The sequence below is a fragment of the Oryzomicrobium sp. genome (assembly GCF_021287045.1).
In the GTDB taxonomy this organism is placed as follows: Bacteria; Pseudomonadota; Gammaproteobacteria; order Burkholderiales; family Rhodocyclaceae; genus Oryzomicrobium.
Genome location: NZ_JAJTBG010000005.1, coordinates 193755 through 214558, shown reverse-complemented (window position 1 = coordinate 214558; position 20804 = coordinate 193755). Strand labels below are relative to the sequence as shown.

Annotated in this window: 24 protein-coding genes; 14 read left to right on the top strand and 10 right to left on the bottom strand. The window is 67.8% G+C overall.

The features are described 5' to 3' along the window. Positions 1 to 86: 86 nt before the first annotated feature. On the top strand, positions 87 to 983 hold the full coding sequence (locus LWW89_RS07495) for a MipA/OmpV family protein (RefSeq protein ID WP_293263344.1): 897 nt from the start codon (positions 87 to 89) through the stop codon (positions 981 to 983). Positions 984 to 1117: 134 nt separating this feature from the next. Beyond that, complete coding sequence (locus tag LWW89_RS07490) at positions 1118 to 1678, top strand: isoprenylcysteine carboxylmethyltransferase family protein (RefSeq protein ID WP_293263342.1); 561 nt, start codon at positions 1118 to 1120, stop codon at positions 1676 to 1678. Positions 1679 to 1813: 135 nt separating this feature from the next. On the opposite strand, the gene LWW89_RS07485 is transcribed toward LWW89_RS07490, so the two are convergent. Then, on the bottom strand, positions 1814 to 2887 hold the full coding sequence (locus LWW89_RS07485; protein WP_293263340.1) for an RNA methyltransferase: 1074 nt from the start codon (positions 2885 to 2887) through the stop codon (positions 1814 to 1816). Positions 2888 to 3246: 359 nt separating this feature from the next. Here LWW89_RS07485 and LWW89_RS07480 point away from each other — a divergent pair, with 359 nt between their 5' ends. Genes LWW89_RS07480 through LWW89_RS07465 form a run of 4 tightly spaced genes read left to right on the top strand, consistent with a single transcriptional unit; the run spans position 3247 to position 5477 of the window. After that, positions 3247 to 3891: a protein phosphatase CheZ gene (locus LWW89_RS07480; protein ID WP_293263338.1), complete on the top strand. Its 645-nt coding sequence runs from the start codon at positions 3247 to 3249 to the stop codon at positions 3889 to 3891. Positions 3892 to 3918: 27 nt separating this feature from the next. After that, positions 3919 to 4710 carry a toll/interleukin-1 receptor domain-containing protein gene (locus LWW89_RS07475; RefSeq protein ID WP_293263476.1) on the top strand — a complete coding sequence of 264 codons (792 nt, stop codon included), beginning with the start codon at positions 3919 to 3921 and terminating at the stop codon, positions 4708 to 4710. A gap of 28 nt (positions 4711 to 4738) precedes the next feature. Next, positions 4739 to 5197, top strand: coding sequence for a MaoC family dehydratase (locus LWW89_RS07470; protein ID WP_293263336.1), 459 nt, complete (start codon positions 4739 to 4741; stop codon positions 5195 to 5197). Between the two features lie 58 nt (positions 5198 to 5255). Next, a complete protein-coding gene (locus LWW89_RS07465; protein WP_293263334.1) occupies positions 5256 to 5477 on the top strand; it encodes a DUF3820 family protein in 222 nt (73 codons plus the stop codon). A 148-nt stretch (positions 5478 to 5625) separates the two neighbouring features. Here the strand turns inward: LWW89_RS07465 and LWW89_RS07460 are convergent, their stop codons facing one another. The 7 genes from LWW89_RS07460 to nifB form a co-directional block, all read right to left on the bottom strand. Next, positions 5626 to 7539 carry a diguanylate cyclase gene (locus LWW89_RS07460; protein ID WP_293263332.1) on the bottom strand — a complete coding sequence of 638 codons (1914 nt, stop codon included), beginning with the start codon at positions 7537 to 7539 and terminating at the stop codon, positions 5626 to 5628. 177 nt (positions 7540 to 7716) lie between these two features. Continuing rightward, positions 7717 to 8175, bottom strand: coding sequence for a prepilin-type N-terminal cleavage/methylation domain-containing protein (locus LWW89_RS07455; RefSeq protein WP_293263330.1), 459 nt, complete (start codon positions 8173 to 8175; stop codon positions 7717 to 7719). 109 nt (positions 8176 to 8284) lie between these two features. Then, positions 8285 to 9193, bottom strand: a complete 909-nt coding sequence (locus tag LWW89_RS07450) for an SIR2 family protein (protein WP_293263328.1) — start codon at positions 9191 to 9193, stop codon at positions 8285 to 8287. A 13-nt stretch (positions 9194 to 9206) separates the two neighbouring features. Further along, a complete protein-coding gene (gene nifT / locus LWW89_RS07445; protein WP_293263326.1) occupies positions 9207 to 9707 on the bottom strand; it encodes a putative nitrogen fixation protein NifT in 501 nt (166 codons plus the stop codon). A 10-nt stretch (positions 9708 to 9717) separates the two neighbouring features. Continuing rightward, a complete protein-coding gene (locus tag LWW89_RS07440) occupies positions 9718 to 10119 on the bottom strand; it encodes an iron-sulfur cluster assembly accessory protein (RefSeq protein WP_293263324.1) in 402 nt (133 codons plus the stop codon). Positions 10120 to 10166: 47 nt separating this feature from the next. Then, positions 10167 to 10382, bottom strand: coding sequence for a 4Fe-4S dicluster domain-containing protein (locus tag LWW89_RS07435; protein WP_293263322.1), 216 nt, complete (start codon positions 10380 to 10382; stop codon positions 10167 to 10169). Between the two features lie 50 nt (positions 10383 to 10432). Continuing rightward, on the bottom strand, positions 10433 to 11938 hold the full coding sequence (nifB, locus tag LWW89_RS07430) for a nitrogenase cofactor biosynthesis protein NifB (protein ID WP_293263320.1): 1506 nt from the start codon (positions 11936 to 11938) through the stop codon (positions 10433 to 10435). Positions 11939 to 12254: 316 nt separating this feature from the next. Between nifB and LWW89_RS07425 the strand changes: the two genes are divergently transcribed. Then, a complete protein-coding gene (locus tag LWW89_RS07425) occupies positions 12255 to 12827 on the top strand; it encodes a hypothetical protein (protein WP_293263318.1) in 573 nt (190 codons plus the stop codon). A gap of 238 nt (positions 12828 to 13065) precedes the next feature. On the opposite strand, the gene nifA is transcribed toward LWW89_RS07425, so the two are convergent. Continuing rightward, complete coding sequence (gene nifA / locus LWW89_RS07420) at positions 13066 to 14778, bottom strand: nif-specific transcriptional activator NifA (protein ID WP_293263316.1); 1713 nt, start codon at positions 14776 to 14778, stop codon at positions 13066 to 13068. Between the two features lie 323 nt (positions 14779 to 15101). Between nifA and nifE the strand changes: the two genes are divergently transcribed. From nifE to LWW89_RS07385, 7 genes are all read left to right on the top strand, one after another. Beyond that, a complete protein-coding gene (nifE, locus tag LWW89_RS07415; RefSeq protein ID WP_293263314.1) occupies positions 15102 to 16577 on the top strand; it encodes a nitrogenase iron-molybdenum cofactor biosynthesis protein NifE in 1476 nt (491 codons plus the stop codon). Beyond that, positions 16570 to 18057 carry a nitrogenase iron-molybdenum cofactor biosynthesis protein NifN gene (gene nifN / locus LWW89_RS07410; protein WP_293263312.1) on the top strand — a complete coding sequence of 496 codons (1488 nt, stop codon included), beginning with the start codon at positions 16570 to 16572 and terminating at the stop codon, positions 18055 to 18057. The genes nifE and nifN overlap by 8 nt, the downstream gene beginning before the upstream one ends. Before the next feature lie 43 nt (positions 18058 to 18100). Continuing rightward, the gene (gene nifX / locus LWW89_RS07405) at positions 18101 to 18517 is read left to right on the top strand and encodes a nitrogen fixation protein NifX (protein WP_293263310.1); all 417 of its coding nucleotides are present in this window, start codon (positions 18101 to 18103) and stop codon (positions 18515 to 18517) included. Between the two features lie 18 nt (positions 18518 to 18535). After that, positions 18536 to 19018 carry a NifX-associated nitrogen fixation protein gene (locus LWW89_RS07400; protein WP_293263308.1) on the top strand — a complete coding sequence of 161 codons (483 nt, stop codon included), beginning with the start codon at positions 18536 to 18538 and terminating at the stop codon, positions 19016 to 19018. A 19-nt stretch (positions 19019 to 19037) separates the two neighbouring features. Then, the gene (locus LWW89_RS07395; protein ID WP_293263306.1) at positions 19038 to 19244 is read left to right on the top strand and encodes a CCE_0567 family metalloprotein; all 207 of its coding nucleotides are present in this window, start codon (positions 19038 to 19040) and stop codon (positions 19242 to 19244) included. Positions 19245 to 19352: 108 nt separating this feature from the next. Then, on the top strand, positions 19353 to 19652 hold the full coding sequence (fdxB, locus tag LWW89_RS07390) for a ferredoxin III, nif-specific (protein WP_293263304.1): 300 nt from the start codon (positions 19353 to 19355) through the stop codon (positions 19650 to 19652). A gap of 72 nt (positions 19653 to 19724) precedes the next feature. Continuing rightward, positions 19725 to 20270 carry a nitrogen fixation protein NifQ gene (locus LWW89_RS07385; protein ID WP_293263302.1) on the top strand — a complete coding sequence of 182 codons (546 nt, stop codon included), beginning with the start codon at positions 19725 to 19727 and terminating at the stop codon, positions 20268 to 20270. A 121-nt stretch (positions 20271 to 20391) separates the two neighbouring features. Here the strand turns inward: LWW89_RS07385 and LWW89_RS07380 are convergent, their stop codons facing one another. Beyond that, entirely contained in the window at positions 20392 to 20733 is a 342-nt protein-coding gene (locus LWW89_RS07380; RefSeq protein ID WP_293263300.1) for a zinc ribbon domain-containing protein YjdM, read from the bottom strand. Positions 20734 to 20804: the final 71 nt, after the last annotated feature.

Here is a 20804-nt window from a genome sequence, read left to right as displayed (position 1 = left end):
CGGAGCGCGTTTGACGACGGGTGGATAGGTGGCCGGCCCGGGCCGTGGTAAGGTTGCCCGCTTCATTCCATTTCCATGGTGCAGCCATGTTTTTGGCGATGCCCGGGCAGTCCGCCCGCCCCGACCACGCATCCTCTTCCGTCCTGCCCCGCCGCGCCCTGGGGGCGGCCGGCCTTGCCGCAGCACTGCTGCTGGCGGCCGGTCCCCTGCGCGCCGAGCCGGACGCTCCGCCGGCCCCGTCCGCCCAGAGCCCCCAATCGGCCGCGGCGGACGCCTCACCCGCCACGCTCCCCGCCAAGTCCGCCTGGAGCGGCACCGCGGGCCTGGGGCCCATGGTCTTTCCCAAATACACCGGCGGCAACGGCATGCGTACCTGGCTGGTGCCCCTGGTGTCTGCCCAGTACGGCGACGTGGGGTACATCGAGCCCCTGCGCGCCGGGGTCTACCTGTGGGGCAGCGACGACCGCAAGATGGCCCTGGGGCTGGCGGTGGAGCCGCGCTTCGGCTTCCAGGCCCGGGACGGCGCCCGGCTGACCGGCATGGCGACGCGGCGCAACAGCCTGGAAGGCGGTCCGGCCTTCGACTGGGACCTGGGGCCGGTGGCCATCGACGTCTCGGTGTTCACCGACCTCACCAATTCCAGCCAGGGCGGTTCCGGGCGGGTCTACCTCTACCGGGATTTCGCCAAGGACGGCCCCTTCCGGCTGAGTGGCTACGTCGGCGCCGACCGCCTGGGCGCCCGCACCGCCAACTACTTCTTCGGCGTGAACCCGGACGAGGCCACGGCGGCCCGGCCGGCCTACCGGGCCGGAGCCAGCACCAGCGCCACCGCCGGGCTGGATGGCGGCTATAAGCTCAACGCGGAATATTCCCTGGTCTTCGGCATCCAGTCGGCGCGCCTCGGCGGCAGCCTCGCCCGCAGCCCCATCGTCGCCACCCGCCAGGCCAACCTGGGCTGGGTCGGCCTGGCCTGGAACCTCTGATCCGGCAGCGCGGGCAAGATAGGGGACGGCGGTCCAGCGTCCGGCACCCGCCGTGCCCCCACCGGCATAACGGCGCCGGTCACTCTGCTCCCTGAATGCCACCGTTCCGGGGCGCCCGGCGCACCAAGAACAACATGAATACCGACGTTCTGCTCTTCGCCCTCGGCTCCGCCGCGCTGGCCTGGCTGTCGCGCAAGCCCCTGCGCGCGCCGGGCAGCCACGGCTTCTACCGCTTCTTCGTTTGGGAAGGCATCCTCTTCCTGCTCGTGCTCAACCGGGAAACCTGGGGCAGCGGCTCCGTCGCCCCACATGCGCTGGCCTCCTGGGTGCTGATGCTGTCCAGCATCCTCATGGTGTCCCTGGGCCTGCTCACCCTGCGCTTCAAGGGGGCCGTCGATGCCCAGCGCGACGAGGGCGGGGCCGGGCTGTACGAGTTCGAAAAGACCACCACCCTGGTGACCACGGGCGTCTTCGGCTACATCCGCCACCCCATGTACACCTCCCTGCTGCTGCTGACCTGGGGGGTGTTCTTTCAGCTGCCGAGCCTGACGGGCCTGGTCGCCGGCCTGGTCACCACCTGCCTGCTGGTGCCCACCGTCCGGGCCGACGAGCGGGAGTGCGCCGCCTATTTCGGCGAGTCGGCCTACGACGACTACCGGCGGCGCACCAAGATGTTCATCCCCTTCGTGTTCTGAGCCCCCGCTACATCGGGGCGTCGGCCCAAGCGCCACGACTGGCGCGGGGTTGCGGGGAATGGGGAATGAAGCCGGCAATGCGGCGCGGAGAAACGCGCGGGCCGGCGGATGGACCGGCCCCAGCGCTGCCCGGCCCTACGGCCGGGGCATGCGCCGCAGGGGCTGGCTCGGATCGGCCAGGCTGCGGGCGCGCAATTGGCCGCAGCCGCCGTCGATGTCCTGGCCGGCGGAATCGCGCAGCTTGGTCAGCACGCCCCGTGCGTGCAGCTCCCGGGCCAGGGCCTCGGCACGGGTCCAGTCCGGTCGCTTGAAGCCCAGTTCGCTCACCGTGTTGTAGGGGATCATGTTCATGATCGCGTACTTGCCCTTGAGCAGCCGGACGATGCCGTCCATTTCCGCCGGGCTGTCGTTGACCCCCTCGATCAGGGTCCACTGGTACTGGATCGGGTAGCCGGTGGCCCGGGCGTAGGCCTCGCCCAGTTCCACCAACTCGTCCGGAGTGAGGCGCGGCGCCCGGGGCAGCAGTTCGGCGCGCAGGTCGGCCCGGCTGGTGTGCAGCGACAGGGCCAGGGCCGGCTTGACCGCCTGGCGCGGCAGGCGCTCGAACACCCGGGGATCGCCGACGGTAGAAAACACCAGGTTCTTGTGGCCGATGTCGCCCACGGTGCCGAGCAGGTCGATGGCCTCCAGCACGTTGTCCAGGTTGTGGGCCGGCTCGCCCATGCCCATGAACACCACCTTCTTCACCCGCCGCCGGGCCCGGGCCAGCACCACCTGGGCGACGATCTCGGCGCTGCCCACCTGGCGCAGCAGCCCCTCCCGGCCGGTCATGCAGAACACGCAGCCCACCGCGCAGCCCACCTGGGTGGACACGCACAGCCCGTCCCGGGGCAGCAGCACGCTTTCCACCGTCTGGCCGTCGGCCAGGGCCACCAGCAGGCGGGCCGAGCCGTCGCCCCCCGGGTGCTCGGCGCGCACCGCGGCCAGGGCGTCCAGGTCGGCCTGCAAGGCCGGCAGGTCGTCGCGCACCCCCAGGGGCAAAAAATCCTCGGCGCGGCGGCGCCGGGCGCCACTGTCCAGGGGCGCCGCCTGCAACCAGGAACGCAGCACCCGATCCTCGTGGCAGGGCTTGGCGCCCAGGGCGCGCAGGCGCTGGCGCAGGTCGTCGATGCGTAGCGGGGTGGAGGCGGGGGTGGTGGGGCTGGACACGGCGAAAGGGCGGACGAGGCGTAAAGGGACTTGAAAGCGGTGCGCAAGCAGCGGAGCGGGCCCCAGGCCCGGGGTTGGGCGACGGCCGGGGCGGCGCGAAAAACGGCGCACCTTAGCACCAAATCCGCCGCCGCGCCCGCCCCGCCGGGCACCGGCCCAAAGTCCGCTACTGGCGCGGACTTTGACGGGGTCCCTCGCAAACGCCTCGCCCCGCCTTGCGCTGCGCGATGGGCCTCTGGAAGTCCGCGCCCCGCCTGGGGTTTGGGGACGCCCGCCAAACCGACCCCGTGCAGAGGGCTGGGGCGGCGGCGGGCTATGCGTTATGGTTATGGACTTCGCCACCCCATTTCCCCACCGCCATGACCACCGGCACCCCCGACCAGCAGCACGTCTTCGAACAACTGGGCAAGATGACTCGGGACCTGCACGAGACCTTGCAGGTGCTCGGCCGCGAGCACCAGTTCCAGGCCCTCGAACGCACCGCCGACGCCATCCCCGACGCCCGGGAACGGCTCAACTACGTCCTCTCCATGACCGAACAGGCCGTCTCCCGGGTGCTCAACGCGGTGGACGCCGCCACCCCCGGCCAGGACCACTTGCAGCAGGACGCCCGGCAACTCCTCGCCGACTGGGCGCGGGTCGAAGGCAAGCGCCGCGACAGCGCCGACTACCAGGCCACCCTGGCCCGCACCCGGGCCTACCTGGCCCAGGCCGACGCCACCGCCGCCGCCACCAAGGCCCAGCTCACCGAAATCATGCTCGCCCAGGAATTCCAGGACCTCACCGGCCAGGTCATCAAGAAGATCGTGGACCTGGCCCAGGACATGGAAACCCAACTCCTCACCCTGCTCGCCCGCACCGCCCCGGCCGGCGCCGTGCCCGCCAAGAAAACTGAAGACACCGGCCTGCTCAACGGCCCGGCGATGGACTCGGATAAAGTGCAGAAGCAGGCGTTTGGGTCACAGGCGGAAGTGGATGGGTTTTTGGAGAGTTTGGGGTTTTAGGCTTATTGATTAGATAGTGGTGTGAATATGAGTGTGCCAAAAGTTTTTGTTTCTTATTCGCATGACTCGGATAGTCATAAAGAATGGGTTTTAAATTTATCAAGTTGCTTGAGACATAATGGAATTGATGTGTCCCTAGATTTATGGGATTTGTCTCCTGGAGAGAGTTTGGGGAGATTTATGGAACAAAATATGTCTCAGGCAGATCGCGTCATAATTGTTTGTACAACGGAATATGTAAAAAAAGCTAATGATTGTATCGGTGGGGTTGCTTATGAGGGGCTAATAGCGACATCTGAGATCGTTGGTGATGTCGGCACAAAGAAATTTATACCAATAGTCCGAAATAATGTACGTGAAAAGAAAATTCCACGTTATATGGGTGAAAGGCTTTATATCGATTTTTCAGTCGATGCGGATTTTGATAAAAACATGGATTGGCTGGTAAGGGAAATTTATGGTTTTCCAAAATTGCCTAAGCCAAAATTGGGTAATTCTCCGTTTCTAAACACTAATTCTGAGTCGGTCAGAATTAAGCCAGTATGGACTGATTATTTTAAGATTGAAACAAGTAATTTTGCACCTCCGACCGCGGTGTCAATAAAAATACAGTATAGGATTTGGGCTGAAAATCCTAATATACCCTTGATGATTCGATTTTCATCAGATGATGCAGGTCAGGGGGCTTTTCAAGAGTTGTCCGGGCCGTCAGGAATTGCGGAGATTTTTCTAAATTCAGGTCCGACTTTCTTTTTTAGTCTTTCATCCCCTGATGTGCATTACGAAATATTGGCACTTGGATATGAGGATAATTTTTAGTATTTGACTGACTTTATGGCATAAAAAGATGAAAGCTCTCTTCCTCGACTCCCTCACCCCCGCCCAACGCTTCACCACTCCCGGCGTCACCCTGACCGAAGCCGAGATCATCGACTTCGCCTGGCGCTACGATCCCCAGCCTTTTCACCTGGATGTGAACGCCGCTGCCGAGTCGCCCTATGGCGGGTTGATCGCCAGCGGTTTCCAGACTCTGGCGTTGTGCTTCCGGCTGTTCATCCAGTCCGGGGTGTTCGCCGAGTCGAGCATCGGCTCGCCGGGCATCGACGAGCTGCGCTGGCTGGCGCCGGTGCGGCCGGGGGATACGCTCCATGGCGAGATCGAGGTGCTGGAGGTCAAGCCGTCGTCGTCCAAGCCGGATCGGGGTATCGCCCGCCTCAAGTACGTGGCGGTGAACCAGCGCGGCGAAGCGGTGCTTTCCTTCATCGTCATGCACCTGTTGAAGCGCTCGGCCGACGGCCAGGGCTGAGCGCCGTGGCAGTGATGGCGATGGCGGCAATGCTGGCAAGGGTGAAAGGGGCCCCGGCGTGAATCCCGACGACCTGAACAAGCTGGTGACGGTGGCGATGCCTTTCGGCAAGCACAAGGGCACCCTGATCGCCGACCTGCCGGGCAACTACCTGAACTGGTTCGCCCGGGAGGGCTTTCCCAAGACCGAGATCGGCCGCCTGCTGGCGTTGATGCAGGAGATGGACCACAACGGCCTCAAGCCCTTGCTCGATCCCCTGCGCCGGGCGGTGCGCAAGTAGGGGGGAGTGCCCGCGCACGCCCGGTGGTTGGCGCGCCGGGGTGGGGGCTCGGGCGGGAGAGTGGGGGCGGAGAAGGGGCTGGAGCAGGGGCCAGGGCCAGGGCCCGAAAACGGCAGCCGCTTACCGGACCCGCCGGGCGGGGGGCGGGTTATGCCTCGGTCGGCGCCGGGGTCGGGTCCGCTGCCCGGGCCGGGGCTTCCAAGGTGCGGGCGCACACCCGGTCGCGGCCGGCGGCCTTGGCCTGGTAGAGCAGGGCGTCGGCGGCGCGCAGCACGTCCTTGATCTCCGCCGGGCAGTTCGGCGGCACGGCGACGATGCCGATACTGACGGTGACCCGGGGACCGGCGGAAGAGCCTTCGTGGGACAGGGCGAGGCCCGCCAGTTCGGCGCGGATGCGTTCGGCTACGCGCTGGGCGCCGGCCTCGTCGGTACCGGGCAGGATGCAGGCGAATTCTTCTCCGCCATAGCGGGCGGCCAGGTCGCCGTCCCGCTCCAGGGCGCGCTGGATGGACCGGGCCACCTGGCGCAGGCAGTCGTCCCCGGCGATGTGGCCGTAGGTGTCGTTGTAGGCCTTGAAGTGGTCCACGTCGATCAGCAGCAGGGCGAAGTCGTCCTCGGTGCGCAGGCGCTGGGTCCAGGCGTCGGCCAGGGCTTCGTCGAAGCGGTGCCGGTTGGCCAGCTCGGTGAGGCCGTCGGTGTTGGCCAGCAGCCGGTCGCGCAGGTCGATGAAGGTGACCACGGTGCCGATGAATTCGCCCTTCTTGCGCTGGGGGTGGGCCCAGTATTCGACCGGGAAGCTGCGCCCGTCGAGCTGGCGGAAGACGTCCCGGTGGATGCCCTGGTCCGTGGGCGGCGCCTCGGCCAGCATGGGGCAGCTCGCCGGGCGGCAGGGGTGGTCGCCGCCCTGGTCGTGGATGATGGCGTGGATGTCGCGCCCCACCAGGTCTGGCTCGCCCTTGGCGCCGAGCATGCGCAGCGCCGCCGGGTTGCAGAAGGTGCAGCGGCCCTGGGGGTCGATGCCGACGATGCCCGAGGCGGTGTAGTCGAGCAGCAGGCGGATCTGGGCGTCTGCCTCGGCCCGGGACCGCCAGGTGCGCACGATGATGGTGCCGGCGATGCCGCTCATGAAGGTGAAGCCCAGGGCCACGGCAAGCAGCGAGGCGGCCTTCTGGCGCCATTCTTCCAGGTAGTCGTCGCTGGCCAGCCCCACCAGGGTGATGAGGGGAAACCCGTCGAGCTTGCGGTACGAGAACATGCGGTGGATGTTGTCGTTGCCGGCGTTGGCCTCGTAGGTGCCGTGGTCGGGGTTGGCGGCGATGGTGGCGCGGAAGGTGTCCGAGACGGTGGTCTCGCCGATCTTGCCGGTGGGCCGGAAGCGGGCCAGCAGGTCGAAATTGCGGCTGGCGTCGCCGCGCAGCACCACCGCGCCCTGGTCGCCGATATCCATGGCCTGGAACTTGGCGATGAACCAGTCGAGGGTGACGCTGGCCACCACCAGCCCGTCAAAGGCGCTGTCGCGGCCGGGAATGCGCGCCACCAGATGCATCACCGGCTTTTCCACCATCCAGCCGATCAGGGGTTCTGAAATCTGGAAGGTCAGGGACGGATCGGCGGCGAAGCGCTGGAAATAGGCCCGGTCGGCCGCCGAGCGCGTGGTGGCGGGGTGGTCGCTGCTGAAGATGACGGTCCCGCTGCGGTCGATCACGATCAGGTTGGCCAGCATGGGCAACTGGCCGCGCACCAGGTGCAGAAAATCCGGCACCGTCGCGTTTGCCGCGCCGCCCGTCCGTCGTTCCCGGGCCACCTCGGCGGCGCAGGCGGCCAGGCCGAGCTTGATGCGCGCCAGTTCGGCGGTGACGTTCTCGGCCAGCAGGGCGTTGAGGCTGCGCGACCGGGCGGCGGCCTTTTCCTTGATCTCCCGGTAGCTGCCGTGGGCGACGATGCCGAGCACGGCATAGACGAACAGGTTGGCGAGCAGCAGAAAGACCAGCAGGTTGAGGTTGGGCCGGGCAGTCGGCCGCCAGGCGGCGTCGGCGGGGGAGGAAGGGCGTTTCCGAAACATGGTCGCGTGCTCGTGGCGTGATCGTGTTCTGCCGCCGGGGAGGGCCCGTGGTGCTGCAACGTCGGCCAAGGTTTCCACTATGCCCGGTTTGGCCGCGATGCTGGGTGAAAAACGTGTGAAAAACTGCGCAGAAAGTGGCCGAGAAAGCGGCCGAGCTAGGGCGGCCGGGACCGGCTGTCAGCAACCGCTGGTCAGCGGCGCCCAAAAGTCGCCATTGCTGTAGACCACGCCGCAACTGTCGGAATGCTTCACGCCGTTGTCGGCAACGTAAAGGGTACAGGCGGTGGAGCCGCTGCCGCCCTCGGTCCAGTAATAGGCGCCCTGGGACAGATTGACCGCCTGCCAGATGCCCTGGGGCGAGCAGGAGGGGGTGATGCCCACCACCTCGATCTGGAGACCGTTGCCGATGTCGATGTTGCGGGTCACGCCGTCGGCGCTGAACCCAGAGGCGATGGCCTTGGCGCTGACCAGGTTGATCGCGCCGCGCATGGCGGCCTGGCCGGCGATGAGCGAGGCCCGTCGGGCATCGCTGGATAGGTCGATGAAGCGGGGCAGGGCGCTGGCGGCGAGCACGCCGAGGATGACGACGACGACGATGAGTTCGACCAGGGTGAAACCGGCAGCGCGGGAGGGCATGGAAGGTGGATCGGGAAACGGGCGCCGCGCAGTATAGCGGCAGGGCGACTGGCCGGGATGCGGCGCGGCGCCGTACACCGGGCAAAAGTCTCGACCGGTGCGATGGCGTTCAATCTGGGGGCGCCAGGGCCGCCACCAGGGTGGCGGCTGCGTCGGCCAGGGGCCGGTCGATCACCGCGATGCCCTGCTCGGCGATGAAGCGGACCTCATTGCGGGTCAGGCGGTCCGCCGGCAGCACGGCGTAGTGGGGGCCGGCGGAGCGTTTCATCACTTGGCGGGCGTAGTTGCGCGCAAGCTGGTCGGCAAAACGGCAGCCGAGGAAGAGAAAGCCCCGCCCGGCGCGGCGCTCCTGCACGTCCGGGGGGATCGGGGTCTGGATGTCGATCTCGGTGAGCACTTCGACGAAATCCGAGTCGGAGATGATGAAGTTGGCCGCCGGGGCGATGCTGCCGAGCGGCTTGTAGAGCAGTGGCCCTCGGGAGGCGGCGTCCTGCCTCGTTCCCGAAGGGCCATAGGCAAGGAACCAGGATTCGCGCACCTCGGCGCGGCTCACGCCCTGAATCTGGCTCCAGTCGCGGCTATCCGGACGGATGCCCGGCGCGGCCCCGGCCCGCTCGGCCAGGAGCCAGGCATAGGCGTCGTCGTAGTTGGCGTCCACCACCAGGGGCAGGTCCAGGGCCGCCAATGCCCGGTACAGGGCAGGGGCGGCGGCGGAAACCGCGTAGGCCTCGCGCATCAGGGCGGTGAGGGTCTTGCGGTGGCGAAAGTTCTCGATGTACTGAGCCGTGGCCGTGGGGTTCCTGCGCACCCGGGCGGGTACCGCGACCCGCTTGGCGAGGAACTCGGCGAGAGCCTGGGGGGCCACCGGCAGGGCGGCGTTGGCCGGCTCCAGCAGCAGGGCTTCCGGCCCCAGGTAGGGGATCAGGCGATGGCCGCGCAACCCGGCCACTGCGGCGTCGAGCAGGGCCGCCGGGCACGCCGACGGCCTAGTGCCGGCAGTGGGGGCTGGAGCATTCATGGCTGGTCGTCCGTCATGCGTCGGCGCTGTCGAGGCGCCGGGCCTCGATGGTGATGGGCAGGGGCGTGTCGGCGGCCAGGGCCGGCAGTTCCAGCCGCCAGCCGTTGCCCAGGGTGATGGCGCCGCCCCACAGGGTGGCATGGTCGCTGGCTACCACGTCTTGCTCCAGGTCCTTCTTCGGTACGTATACCGACAGATTGCCGTTCTTGTCGCGACGCAGGGTGATCTTCATTTGCGATGCCTCGGTGATGTCGAGCGATTCGAGTTCGCGGCCCTTCATGCCGACCAGGCAGCCCCGGTCGACGAAGTCCACACCGTAGATGTAGAACTGCTGCAGGAAGGTGCCGATGGAGGCGACGTAACCCACGTCGCCCTTCTTTACCAGCACCTCGCCGATCTCCCGGCCGGGGAAGGTGCCGTCGTTGCGCACGTTCCGGCGTGCCCGCACCTTCTCGCCGTAGGTGTAGGCGGGAGGGCCGTCGAGTTCGACGATGTCGCTGTCGCGGGCGCCCATGGCGGCGGCCTCAACCTTTGCCGCCCAGGTCGGGCGGGCGCGCCATGAAGGCGATCGACGCCAGCCCGGAGCCGGAACTGCATCCTCCCGCCCCGGCGCCGCCGCAGCCGCAGACGTGGCGGGCGGCAGGGCTCAGGTACTTGAGGCCGCCGTCGGTGGCCGTCTCGCCGAAGTCGATGGTGTAGCCCTGCAACAGCGCGCAGGTTTCCGGGGTGAGGAAGAGGGTGGCGCCGTGCTGCTGCACCACGGTGTCGCCGGGGCTGGGGGCGTCCTCGATGCTGAACCGGGTGTCGAAACCGGAGCAGCCGCCGGGTTGGACCGCCAGGCGGAAGCCGGCGGCGGGGCCGCCCTGGCCGAAGCGGATCATGCGCCGCATGTAGGCGGCGGCTTTTTCGGTGAGGGTGACGCACATGGCGGAGTCCTCGTGTCGGGGTGGGGGAAGGGAGGCAGGGGGCCGGATCAGGCGGCGTAGCGCGGCACGCTCTTGTCCACGGCGATGCTGTCGGCGGGGCAGGCGGCCAGGCACTGGGGATCGTCGAAGTGGCCGACGCATTCGGTGCACTTGTCGGTGACGATGGCATAGACGCTGTTCTTCTCGACGATGGCGTCGTTGGGGCATTCCGGCTCGCAGGCAGCGCAGGCGGTGCAGGCGGAGGCGATGATCTTGTAGGCCATGGTGGGCTCCTTGAATGTGGGATGGGAAAAAGGGGCGGACCCGGGGCCGGTCAGGCCACCCGGGCCGTCCCGGATGGACGGGTGGCGGCGAGGCGGGCCTGGAACCAGGCCAGGGCCGAGGCTTCGATGTATTCGTGGGCGTAGTCCTGCACCGGCTCGATCCCTGCCTCTTTCAGTTCCTTCATCGGGCAGTGGCCGATCCTGGCCACCAGCACGGCGGCGCAATCCTTGAGGGCGTCGAGGATGGAGGGCATGGCCGCATCGATCTCGTAGCCGCCGGCGCAGTAGTGCTCCACCTTGCGATGGCCGACGAACTTGGCGCCGGCGGCGGAGACTTCGTAGACCTGGAATTCGCTGGCGTGGCCGAAGTGCTGGTTGATGCGGCCGCCACCCTTGGTGGCCACGGCCACCAGGGCCTTTTCGTGGGCACCGGCCAGGCCGGCCTTCTGCTCGGCTTCGGCGGCGCGCTGGTCGGCCCGCTCCTTCTCGACGAAGTCCCGGTAAGCCTGGCGGGCGGTGGGGTCGTAGGTGGCGGCAATGTCGCCCAGCTTGTCGCTGGTGAATTCCTGGCTGCGGTCCTCCCCCAGCATGCCCACGGCGTCGGCCCGGCACTGGCGGCAGTGGCGCATCAGCTTCATGTCGCCCTCGCACTCGTCTTGCAGGGCCTTCAGTTCGGCGGCGCTGGGGCCGCGCTGGCCGGTGAGGCCGAAATGGGTGCCGTGGGCCGGGTCGGAAATGAGGGGCATGATGTTGTGCAGGAAAGCGCCCTTGGCCTTCACCACCCGGTTCACTTCCTTCAGGTGCTGGTCGTTGATGCCGGGGATCAGTACCGAATTCACCTTCACCAGGATGCCGGCCTGGGTGAGCATCTCCAGGCCCAGCATCTGCCGCTCGTGCAGGATCTTCGCGGCTTCCAGGCCATGCCAGCGCTTGTGGTTGTGGAAGACCCAGGGATAGATGTGCTGGCCCACCTCCGGGTCCACCATGTTGATGGTGATGGTGACGTGGTCCACGTTGAACTTCTTGATGGTCTCCACGTGGTCCGGCAGGGCCAGGCCGTTGGTGGAGAGGCAGAGCTTGATGTCCGGAGCCGTCTGCTGGATCAGCTCGAAGGTCTTGAAGGTCTTGGCCGGGTTGGCCAGGGCGTCGCCGGGACCGGCGATGCCGACCACGGAAAGCTGGGGGATCTCGGCCGCCACCGCCAGCACTTTCTTGCCCGCCATTTCCGGCGTCAGCTTCTCGCTCACCACGCCGGGGCGGGATTCGTTGGCGCAGTCGTACTTGCGGTTGCAGTAGTTGCACTGGATGTTGCAGGCCGGGGCCACGGCCACGTGCATGCGGGCGAAGTGGTGGTGGGCCTCGCTGCTGTAGCAGGGGTGGTCCTTCACCTTCTCCCAGATATGGGCGGGCAGGTCGGCCGGGCCGTCGCTGGAACCGCAGCTGCCCGAACTACAGCCGCCCGGTGCCGTGGCCGCCCCCGGGGCAGCCGCGTGGATGGCGATGACCTTGCGCGGCGTTCCAGGGGGCGGGGGGCTGGGGTGGGCGGGGGCGGACATGGCGGGCTCCGGAAGAGTGGGGTCGTGAGCCGTTTTGCAATGGCCGTGCCAAGCCAGGGAGGATCAAGAAAATTCCGATTAATCATGGGGATGGCGAAGCCGTGGCACCACCGCCGGGCTGTCGGGTCCGTGACAGGCATGTCTCGAATGCGACAGGGCGACGTCGCTATCCGAGGCGCTGAGGCGTTCCGGTAGTCGGTGGGCAGAAGGCTGTTTTGCAAGGATTTTCGCCGGAGGCCGGCGTTGGGCGTCGGGGTGGCACGGTTGTCGCTGAAGAGGCGGCGGCACGTTTCTCTTCACACTTCAGGAGTCCTTCATGTCCGACCTCACCGTCATCGCCCGCCTGGGCGAAAAATTGCTCTCCCCGACCTTTTCCGGCGCCACGCAAAAGGCCGGCCGCTACGGTTTTCGCGGCGAGCTGGGCCTCAGGTTTCCGCCCTCGGTGGCCGGCGAGGCCCGCCCGCCGGAAATCAAGGCCGACCAGGTGATCCTGGCCGGCGAAGGCGGTGCGGCCAGCTTCTTCGCCGGCCACGTCGATTCCCTCGCCCACCTGGAGTTGATCGTCGACGCCTTCGGCCCGGCCTTGGTGCCTACGGGCAAGTATTTCGTCTTCGCCGGCAACGTGGACTTCGCCAAGCGCTACAAGGTGGAGGCGGGCGGTGTGCCCTTCTACGTGCTGCCCCTGGATGAAGCCACCGTATGGAACGAGCTGCTCGATCTGTTCTACCTGGACCGGAGCGACATGAAGCGCCTCTCCAGCGAGGCCAAGGTCGATTCCCTGGTGGCTGCGGCCGAGGCTTTCACCGGCGCCGGATTTCCCGAGACGCCCTACGCCACCGCCGTCGCCGAGATGGGACCGGTCAAGGTGCCGGACAACCGGCCGGTCTGAGCCCACCGCGTTTTTGTTTTCTGCCCTGCCAGCGGAGGCGGCCATGGCCCACCTGATTTTTACGAGAAGCCCGGTTGCGGTGGCAATGCCCGGCAGCGGGCGGCCTTGGCCGCCGCAGGCCATACCCTGGGGGTGTGCGATCTGCTCGCCGCGTCCTGGACGCCGGCCTCCCCGGCCCCCTTTCTTCCTGGCTTGCCGGTGACGGCCTGGTTCAACCCGGCTGCGCCGTAGGCCGCGTCTACAGCCGCTTCACCGGGATGCGGTGCTTCTTCAAGGCGTAGCCGATCTGGCGCGGGGTGAGGTTGAGCAGGCGGGCCGCCTTGGCCTGGACCCAGCCGCATTTTTCCATGGCCGCCACCAGTTGTTCCCGTTCGGGTATGCCGGCAATGCCACCGTCGCCGGCCGGGGGGAATTCCCCGTCGTCGCGGTCGTCGCCGTTCTTGGGCGCGGCGGGGTGATGGCGTGGCGGCATGGCAATGGGAAAGGTCGGTGGCGCCGATGGTTGCCCGGCGGGATGGGGAGGCGCCAGGAAGGAGCCGCCCGGGGTGCAGCGGTTCTGCTCGGCGTTGAGCAGCATCGACGAAAAGCACTGGCCCTTGAAGCAGCGCAGGTCGTCGGCGCGGATGTGATCGCTCCGGGTCATGGTGGCGGCCCGCTCGATGCAGTTCTGCAGTTCGCGCACGTTGCCCGGCCAGTTGCAGTGCAGCAGCAAATCCATGGCCTCGGCCTCAAGGGCCACGGCCCGGTCGTTGTCCTTGTTGAAGCGGGCGAGGAAGTGCTCCACCAGTAGCGGGATGTCGTCCTTGCGTTCGCGCAGGGCCGGCAGGAATAGGGTTACCACGTTGAGGCGGAAGTACAGGTCGGCGCGAAATTCGCCCTTTTGCACCATTTCCTCCAGGTTGCGGTTGGTGGCAGCCACCAGGCGGAAATCGGCCTTTAGGGTCTTGTTGCCGCCCACCCGCTCGAACTCGTGCTCTTGCAGCACCCGCAGCAGCTTGGCCTGGAAGGTGGGCGTGATGTCGCCGATCTCGTCGAGGAACAGGGTGCCGCCCTCGGCCAACTCGAAGCGCCCCTTGCGCTCGCTGGTGGCGCCGGTGAAGGCGCCCTTCTCGTGGCCGAACAGTTCGGATTCGAGCAGGGTTTCCGGCAGGGCGGCGCAGTTCACCTTGACGAAGGGGCTCTTGGCCCGGGGCGACAGGTAGTGGATGGCGTGGGCGATGGCCTCCTTGCCGGTGCCCGATTCGCCTCTCAGCAGCACTGTGGCGTGACCCGGTGCGGCCTGGTGCACGTCGGCCAGCACCTCCTGCATGCGCTTCGACATGCCCACCACGTTGTCCACGCGGTAGCGGCCCTTCAACTGGGTCTTGAGCCGGCGCGTTTCCTGGCGGTGGGCTTCCCGCTCCTCGGCGATCTTGCGGTGCAACCGCCAGGACTGGCCGAGCAGGTTGGCCACCAGGGTGAGGATGCGCACGTCGCGTTCGTAGCGCACCGGCCGGTTGTCTTCCGGCGGCCGGTCCACCGACAGCAGGCCGATGGCCCTGCGCCCGTCGCGGATGGGCACCGCCAGCAGGGCGACCCCGTCGCGGCCTTGCCGGTCCTGGCCGACGAACAGGGGTTCCCGGGCGATGTCGGGCACCACCACCGGCGAGTTGCTCTTGAGCACCTGGCCGAACAGGCCCTGGTCGGCGTCCAGCACCGCGGGCGAGCCGGCGAATACGGCACCGGTGGCGCCGAAGACGTGCAGGCGACCGTCGCCCTGGACCAGGGCGATCAGGCCGTGGCGCATGCCCAGGTGGGCGGTGAGCACTGCCAGCAGTTGGCGGGCCCCGGTGTGGAAATCGAGGGGGGCGGTGAGGATCTTGCTGATCTCGTAGATGGTGACCAGCTCCCGGTCCGCCACCCGCTCCCGGGCTGCGTCCCCTGATGCGGGCAGGGTGTTGTCGATCGACATGGTTCAACCTCCCTGGGCGGGAGCCGTCCGCCGGACGCGGGGGCGTTGTCGGCTTTGCGACGGTTCCGGGTGTCAGTTCCATGTTGCTACGCACAAAACATGCCGCGATGCCGGAGTGCCCGTGAGCAGGGGGTGAGGGGGGCGATGGGGCATATCCCCCGCACCATCAAGGTGTGTCGGGTTTGCGACACGGGCCTACGGGGCACCGTAGCGGGGCGTTTGGAAAATGCTGCACTGAAACAAAGGCTTGCCTGGAATGGCGGGCGCTGGCATGGAAGCTGCGTTGAGCCCCCTGTCCGATGAATCGCTGTAGGGGAGCCGACATGAGCGCGCTGAAGGAAACCATTGCCGCCGTCTTCGACGAGCCGGCCTGCGCCCACAATCGCGCCAAGGACGACAAGGCGCGCAAGGCCGGCTGCAAGAAGCCCCTGGCGCCCGGTGCGGCGGCCGGCGGCTGCGCTTTCGACGGGGCCAAGATCGCCCTGCAGCCGGTCACCGACGTGGCCCATCTGGTGCATGGCCCGATCGCCTGCGAGGGCAATTCCTGGGATTCGCGCCACGTCCATTCGAGCGATTCCCTGCGCTACCGCACAGCTTTCACCACCGACCTGAACGAATTCGACGTCATCTACGGCGGCGAGAAGCGCCTCTACCGGGCCATCGAGGAGATCGTCGCCAAGTACCGGCCGCCGGCGGTGTTCGTCTACCAGACTTGCGTGCCGGCCCTGATCGGCGACGACGTCGCCGCCGTGTGCAAGGCCGCCAGCGCCCGTCTCGGCCTGCCGGTGATTCCCATCGAGGCGCCGGGCTTCGCCGGCAGCAAGAACCTGGGCAACAAGCTGGGGGGCGAGGCCCTGCTCGACCACGTGGTGGGTACCCGGGAGCCGGAGCGCACTACAGCTACCGACATCAACGTTATCGGCGAATACAACGTGGTGGGCGAGTTCTGGCAGGTGAAGCCCCTCTTCGACGAGCTGGGCATACGCGTCCTGGCCACCTTCACCGGCGATTCCCGCTACCACGATCTGGCCTGCTCGCACCGGGCCAGGGCGGCGATCATGCTGTGCTCCCAGGCCCTCATCAACGTCGCCCGCAAGATGGAGGAGCGCTACGGCATTCCCTTCTTCGAGGGCAGCTTCTACGGCATCGGCGACACTTCCGATGCCCTGCGCCGGATTTCCCGGCTGCTGGTGGAACGGGGCGGCCCGGCGGACCTGCCGGAGCGCGCCGAGACGCTCATCGCCCGGGAGGAGGCCCGTGCCTGGGCGCGGCTGGAGCCCTTCAAGGCGCGCTTGCAGGGCAAACGGGTACTGCTGTTCACCGGCGGGGTGAAGTCCTGGTCCCTGGTGGCGGCGTTGCAAGAGGTTGGGTTGGAGATCGTCGGCACCTCGATGCGCAAGAGCACCGCCAGCGACCGGCAGAAGGTGATCGAGATCATGGGGGGCGACGCCCACGTCTTCGACGAGCTGCCGCCCCGGGAGATGTACCGCCAGCTCAAGGAGGCCCGGGCCGACGTGATGCTTTCCGGCGGCCGTTCCCAGTTCGTCGCCCTGAAGGCCAAGGTGCCCTGGGTCGAGATCAACCAGGAACGCCATCACCCCTACGCCGGCTACGACGGCATGGTGAATCTGGTGGCCCAGATCGACCGGGCACTGCACAACCCGATCTGGGCCCAGCTGCGCCAGCCGGCACCCTGGGAGTCGGCGGACTGGCTGGATGGTTGGGGCGGGGAAGACCGCGCCGCGTCCTGTGGTCGCGGGAGTGCCGGCGCCGCTGCCGGGGAGATGCGCCATGGCTGAGATCGTCGTCAGCAAGAAAGCCTGCACCGTCAATCCGCTCAAGATGAGCGCCCCCATCGGCGCCGCCCTGGCCTTTCTCGGCATGGAGCGCAGCCTGCCCCTGGTGCATGGCGCCCAGGGCTGTACCGCCTTCGGCCTGGTGCTGTTCGTGCGCCACTTCCGCGAGACGATTCCGTTGCAGACCACGGCCATGAACGAGGTCACCACCATCCTGGGCGGCTACGACAACATCGAGCAGGCCCTGGTGAACATCCACAAGCGCGCCAACCCAGGGCTGATCGGCCTGGTGTCCACCGGCCTGACCGAGACCAAGGGCGACGACGTGGAGGGGTTTCTCAAGGACATCCGCGCCCGCCATCCGGAACTGGCCGGGATGGAGGTGGTGTTCGTGTCCGCTCCGGATTTCACCGGTACCTTCCAGGAAGGCTACGGCAAGGCGGTGGCGGCCCTGGCGCGGCGCTTCGCCCGGCCTTCCCGGGTGCGCCGCCCCTGGCAGGTGAACATCCTGGCCGGCAGCCATCTGTCGCCGGGGGACGTGGAGGCAATCCGGGAGCTGGTCGAATCCTTCGGCCTCACCCCGATCATGCTGCCCGACCTGTCCGGTTCCCTGGATGGGCACATTCCCGAGACCTTCCTGCCCCACACTCTGGGCGGCACGCCCCTGGAGGGTGCGCGCAGCCTGGGCGAATCGGCCGCCACCCTGGCCATCGGCGAGCACCTGAGGGAGGCCGCCGAAGCGATCGCGGCCCAGGCCGGGGTGCCCTACCAACTGTTCGACCGGCTCACCGGCCTGGCCGCCAGCGACGCCTTCGTCGCCGCTCTGGCCCGCATTGCCGATTGCGATCCGCCGGCCAGGGTGCAGCGCGAGCGCAGCCAGTTGCAGGACGCCATGCTCGATGGCCATTTCCATTTTTCCGGCACCCGCATCGCCCTGGCCGCCGAGCCGGACCTGCTGACGGGCCTGGCCCACCTGTTCGCCGAATTGGGCGCCGAGATCCACGCCGCCGTCGCCCCGGCGCCGACGCCCGGCCTGGCGACGCTGCCCTGCGCCACGGTGACCGTCGGCGACCTGGAGGATTTCGAGCATCTGGCCACCACGCCGTCCCCCGATGCCTGGGGCGACGAGCGCACCGCCGAGCTGCTGGTCTGCCATTCCCACGGCCGCCAGGCTGCCGCCCGCCTGGGCCTGCCCCTGTACCGGGTCGGCCTGCCGGTGTTCGATCGCCTCGGCGCCGCCCAGCGGGTCAGCGTGCTGTATCGCGGCACCCGCCAGGTGATCTTCGACGTGGCCAACCTGATCCTGGAGGCTCGGGAACATGACGCCCATGACCCTTCTGCCACCGCGCACTCCACACCCGCCGCCACGGCGGCCCGCCCCGGTCGCGCCGCCGCCGTTCCGGGTGGGGCCTTGCCCGGCGGATCGGCCACCGGGCAAGGCCCCACCGGCGCGCCCGCCGCGGCGGTTGTCGCTGGTGCCTGACCCTTCCCCCGCTACCTCTCCTTCGCCCCGAGGACGCTGCGCCATGAAAGTCGCCTTCACCACCCAGGACCTGACCCGGGTCGACGCCCACTTCGGCTGGGCCCGCCACATCGCCATCTACGAGGTGGGCAGCGATTCCGCTGCTCTGGCCGAGGTCGTCCAGTTCGACGGCGACCTCAAGGAGGACGGCAGCGAGGACAAACTCACCCCCAAGCTCGATGCCCTGGCCGGCTGCGCCATCGTCTATGTGGCTGCCATCGGCGGCTCGGCCGCAGCCCGGGTGGTCAACTCGCGCATCCACCCGGTCAAAGTGGCGGAAGGCACGCCCATCGCCGAGCTGATCGCCAAGCTCCAGGCGGTGATGCGGGGCACCCCGCCTCCCTGGCTGCGCAAGGTAATGCGCGACGCCGCCGGGGACGGCGCGCCCCGGGAGTTCGACCCGGATTCCGCCTACGTCTGATTTCCCAGGATGCCCGCCATGACCGCCACCACCGCCATCCCCCTGGCCAGCCGCGAGGACGCTCCGGCCCTGATCGCCGCCTCCCCCTTCCTCGCCGAACTGGTCAAGCAATTGCGCGCCCAGGACAGCTACGGCCACTGGGAGGGCAAGAGCGATGCCGAAATCCTCGCTCCCTACCTGGTCGATCCCAAGAGCCTGCCCATGATCGACGACCCGGACCCGGACGTGTTGTGGCGCCTGGAGTTGTTCTACAACGCCGCCGGACTGGCGGTGGAGCGGGCTACCGGGGTGATGTGCGCGCCCATGGTGAAGATGCACCACGAGGGCTTCGGCCGGGTGGTGCTGATCGCCGGCCGGCTGGTGGCCTTCAACAAGTACCACCGGGACGTGCACCGCTTCGGCGCGCCCTCCCTCGCCAAACTGGCCGCCCAGGGCGACAAGGTGGTGGATGAGGCGGTGGCCCTGATCGGCCGTTTCAACGCCGCCGCCACCTATGGTTGAGATGGCTGAGGAGAATCCGATGAGCGCCCCTTCCGTGAGCCCCGACGAGTTACGCGCCCAGATCAAGAAGCTGTCGGCCCAGGCCACCACCTGGAAGATGAACCTGCACGACCTGTCCGAGGAACTGCCGGTGAATTGGGAGGCCATCCCCGAGGTGGCGCGCCAGACCTTCGCCGCCTATGCCGCCCTGACCGAGGCGCGCAGGCGCCTAGCCGAGCTGGGTTGAGCTGGGTTGAGCTGAACTGAGCACCGCCCGTGCCGCCGCCGTTGCCCAGCCCATCCTCCTGCCGGGCCAAGCACCGGGGGGTTTTCCCGTCAGCGCAAGGAGCATGACATGACCGACTTCACCGTGGTGCTGCCTTCCGGCGTGCACTGGACCCCGCGCTTCGTGCAGGGCATCGACGAGGAAAAATGCATCGGCTGCGGCCGCTGCTTCAAGACCTGCGGCCGCGACGTGCTCGAACTCAAGGGGCTCGACGACGACGGCGCCTACGTGGATTTGGGGGGCGACGATGACGACGAATACGAGAAAAAGGTGATGACCGTCGCCCACCCGGAAAACTGCGTCGGTTGCGAGGCCTGCGCCCGCAACTGTTCCAAGAAATGCATCGGCCACGCCGCCGTGGCGGCGTGATTCCCGGCGGGGAGGAGCCCTTCGTTTCACACGGCCCGGCCTGAACCCCGCGCCAGACAAGGAGTTTGAGCCATGGGTGCCCGAGAATCGCATGTAGCCTCGACCTTGCGGGATGGGCCGGCAAAGTCCGCACCCCGCCTGGAGTTCCAGGCTGCCCCTGGGGCATTGCCGCCGCACCCGCCAGCCTTTCCGACGGACGCTGCCGCCATCCTGGCCTGCCTTGATCTGTCGGCCCTGCCGACCCGGGATGCGGCGCGGGGCGACGAATACGACGATCTGGTGGCCCTGCTGCTCGCCCACGCCGCGCCCAGCGCCGACACCGCCGAGGCCTACGCCCGGCGCGCCCTGGCCGCCGCCGTGGCGCGGGGCTGCCTGGGCGGCAACCACCTCTGGCAGGACCTGGGCCTGCCCAGTCGCCAGGCCCTCTCCGACCTGCTGGCGCGCCATTTCCCGGGCCTGCACGGGGCCAACACCCAGGGCATGCGCTGGAAGAAGTTCTTTTACCTGTGCCTGTGCGAGCAGGCCGACATCCGCGCCTGCCGCGCCCCGTCCTGCGGCGTCTGCGTCAGCCATGCCGAGTGCTTCGGCAGCGAGGATGGCTCGGTGCACCGGCCCTGACGAGCGCGGATTCCGGAGGCAAAAACGAGGCGCGCTGAGAGGGCGCAAGCGGCGACGCCCTCCGGCGGAGGGCGTCGTGGGGAAAACGGAAGCAGTGGGGCGTGGGGGCGGCCCCGCCGGCTCAGACCTTCTTCAGGAAGCAGGCCTTGAGCATGAAGTTGCCCTGGTCAAGCTTACAGTCCACCTCATGGTCGCCGCCGCTCACCAGGCGGATGCTCTTCACCTTCGATCCCTGCTTGAGGACGATGGAAGAGCCTTTCACCTTGAGATCCTTGATCAGCACCACTGCGTCACCGTCGTTGAGCACGGTGCCGTTGGCATCCTTGATCACCGCATCGGCCTCTTCCTCCGCCGCCGCGCCCGCCTGGGGCCATTCGTAGCCGCAGTCGGCGCAGACGAAGTTGTCACCGTCCGGGTAGGTGTTTTCCAGAGTGCATTGGGGGCAGGGCAGGGGGTGGGACATGGCAGGCTCCAGTAAGGGGGCGAATTTTAGCCCAGGGTGGGGAGGATGCGGTTGCGCTGGCGCAAATCGGA

Excerpts from the sequence above, each read along its gene's own strand:
- LWW89_RS07495 (WP_293263344.1), top strand. The coding sequence starts at position 87 with ATGTTTTTGGCGATGCCCGGGCAGTCCGCCCGCCCCGACCACGCATCC.
- LWW89_RS07490 (WP_293263342.1), top strand. The coding sequence starts at position 1,118 with ATGAATACCGACGTTCTGCTCTTCGCCCTCGGCTCCGCCGCGCTGGCC.
- LWW89_RS07480 (WP_293263338.1), top strand. The coding sequence starts at position 3,247 with ATGACCACCGGCACCCCCGACCAGCAGCACGTCTTCGAACAACTGGGC.
- LWW89_RS07475 (WP_293263476.1), top strand. The coding sequence starts at position 3,919 with ATGAGTGTGCCAAAAGTTTTTGTTTCTTATTCGCATGACTCGGATAGT.
- LWW89_RS07470 (WP_293263336.1), top strand. The coding sequence starts at position 4,739 with ATGAAAGCTCTCTTCCTCGACTCCCTCACCCCCGCCCAACGCTTCACC.
- LWW89_RS07460 (WP_293263332.1), bottom strand. The coding sequence starts at position 7,539 with ATGTTTCGGAAACGCCCTTCCTCCCCCGCCGACGCCGCCTGGCGGCCG.
- LWW89_RS07455 (WP_293263330.1), bottom strand. The coding sequence starts at position 8,175 with ATGCCCTCCCGCGCTGCCGGTTTCACCCTGGTCGAACTCATCGTCGTC.
- LWW89_RS07450 (WP_293263328.1), bottom strand. The coding sequence starts at position 9,193 with ATGAATGCTCCAGCCCCCACTGCCGGCACTAGGCCGTCGGCGTGCCCG.
- nifT (WP_293263326.1), bottom strand. The coding sequence starts at position 9,707 with ATGGGCGCCCGCGACAGCGACATCGTCGAACTCGACGGCCCTCCCGCC.
- LWW89_RS07440 (WP_293263324.1), bottom strand. The coding sequence starts at position 10,119 with ATGTGCGTCACCCTCACCGAAAAAGCCGCCGCCTACATGCGGCGCATG.
- LWW89_RS07435 (WP_293263322.1), bottom strand. The coding sequence starts at position 10,382 with ATGGCCTACAAGATCATCGCCTCCGCCTGCACCGCCTGCGCTGCCTGC.
- nifB (WP_293263320.1), bottom strand. The coding sequence starts at position 11,938 with ATGTCCGCCCCCGCCCACCCCAGCCCCCCGCCCCCTGGAACGCCGCGC.
- LWW89_RS07425 (WP_293263318.1), top strand. The coding sequence starts at position 12,255 with ATGTCCGACCTCACCGTCATCGCCCGCCTGGGCGAAAAATTGCTCTCC.
- nifA (WP_293263316.1), bottom strand. The coding sequence starts at position 14,778 with ATGTCGATCGACAACACCCTGCCCGCATCAGGGGACGCAGCCCGGGAG.
- nifE (WP_293263314.1), top strand. The coding sequence starts at position 15,102 with ATGAGCGCGCTGAAGGAAACCATTGCCGCCGTCTTCGACGAGCCGGCC.
- nifN (WP_293263312.1), top strand. The coding sequence starts at position 16,570 with ATGGCTGAGATCGTCGTCAGCAAGAAAGCCTGCACCGTCAATCCGCTC.
- nifX (WP_293263310.1), top strand. The coding sequence starts at position 18,101 with ATGAAAGTCGCCTTCACCACCCAGGACCTGACCCGGGTCGACGCCCAC.
- LWW89_RS07400 (WP_293263308.1), top strand. The coding sequence starts at position 18,536 with ATGACCGCCACCACCGCCATCCCCCTGGCCAGCCGCGAGGACGCTCCG.
- LWW89_RS07395 (WP_293263306.1), top strand. The coding sequence starts at position 19,038 with ATGAGCGCCCCTTCCGTGAGCCCCGACGAGTTACGCGCCCAGATCAAG.
- fdxB (WP_293263304.1), top strand. The coding sequence starts at position 19,353 with ATGACCGACTTCACCGTGGTGCTGCCTTCCGGCGTGCACTGGACCCCG.
- LWW89_RS07385 (WP_293263302.1), top strand. The coding sequence starts at position 19,725 with ATGGGTGCCCGAGAATCGCATGTAGCCTCGACCTTGCGGGATGGGCCG.
- LWW89_RS07380 (WP_293263300.1), bottom strand. The coding sequence starts at position 20,733 with ATGTCCCACCCCCTGCCCTGCCCCCAATGCACTCTGGAAAACACCTAC.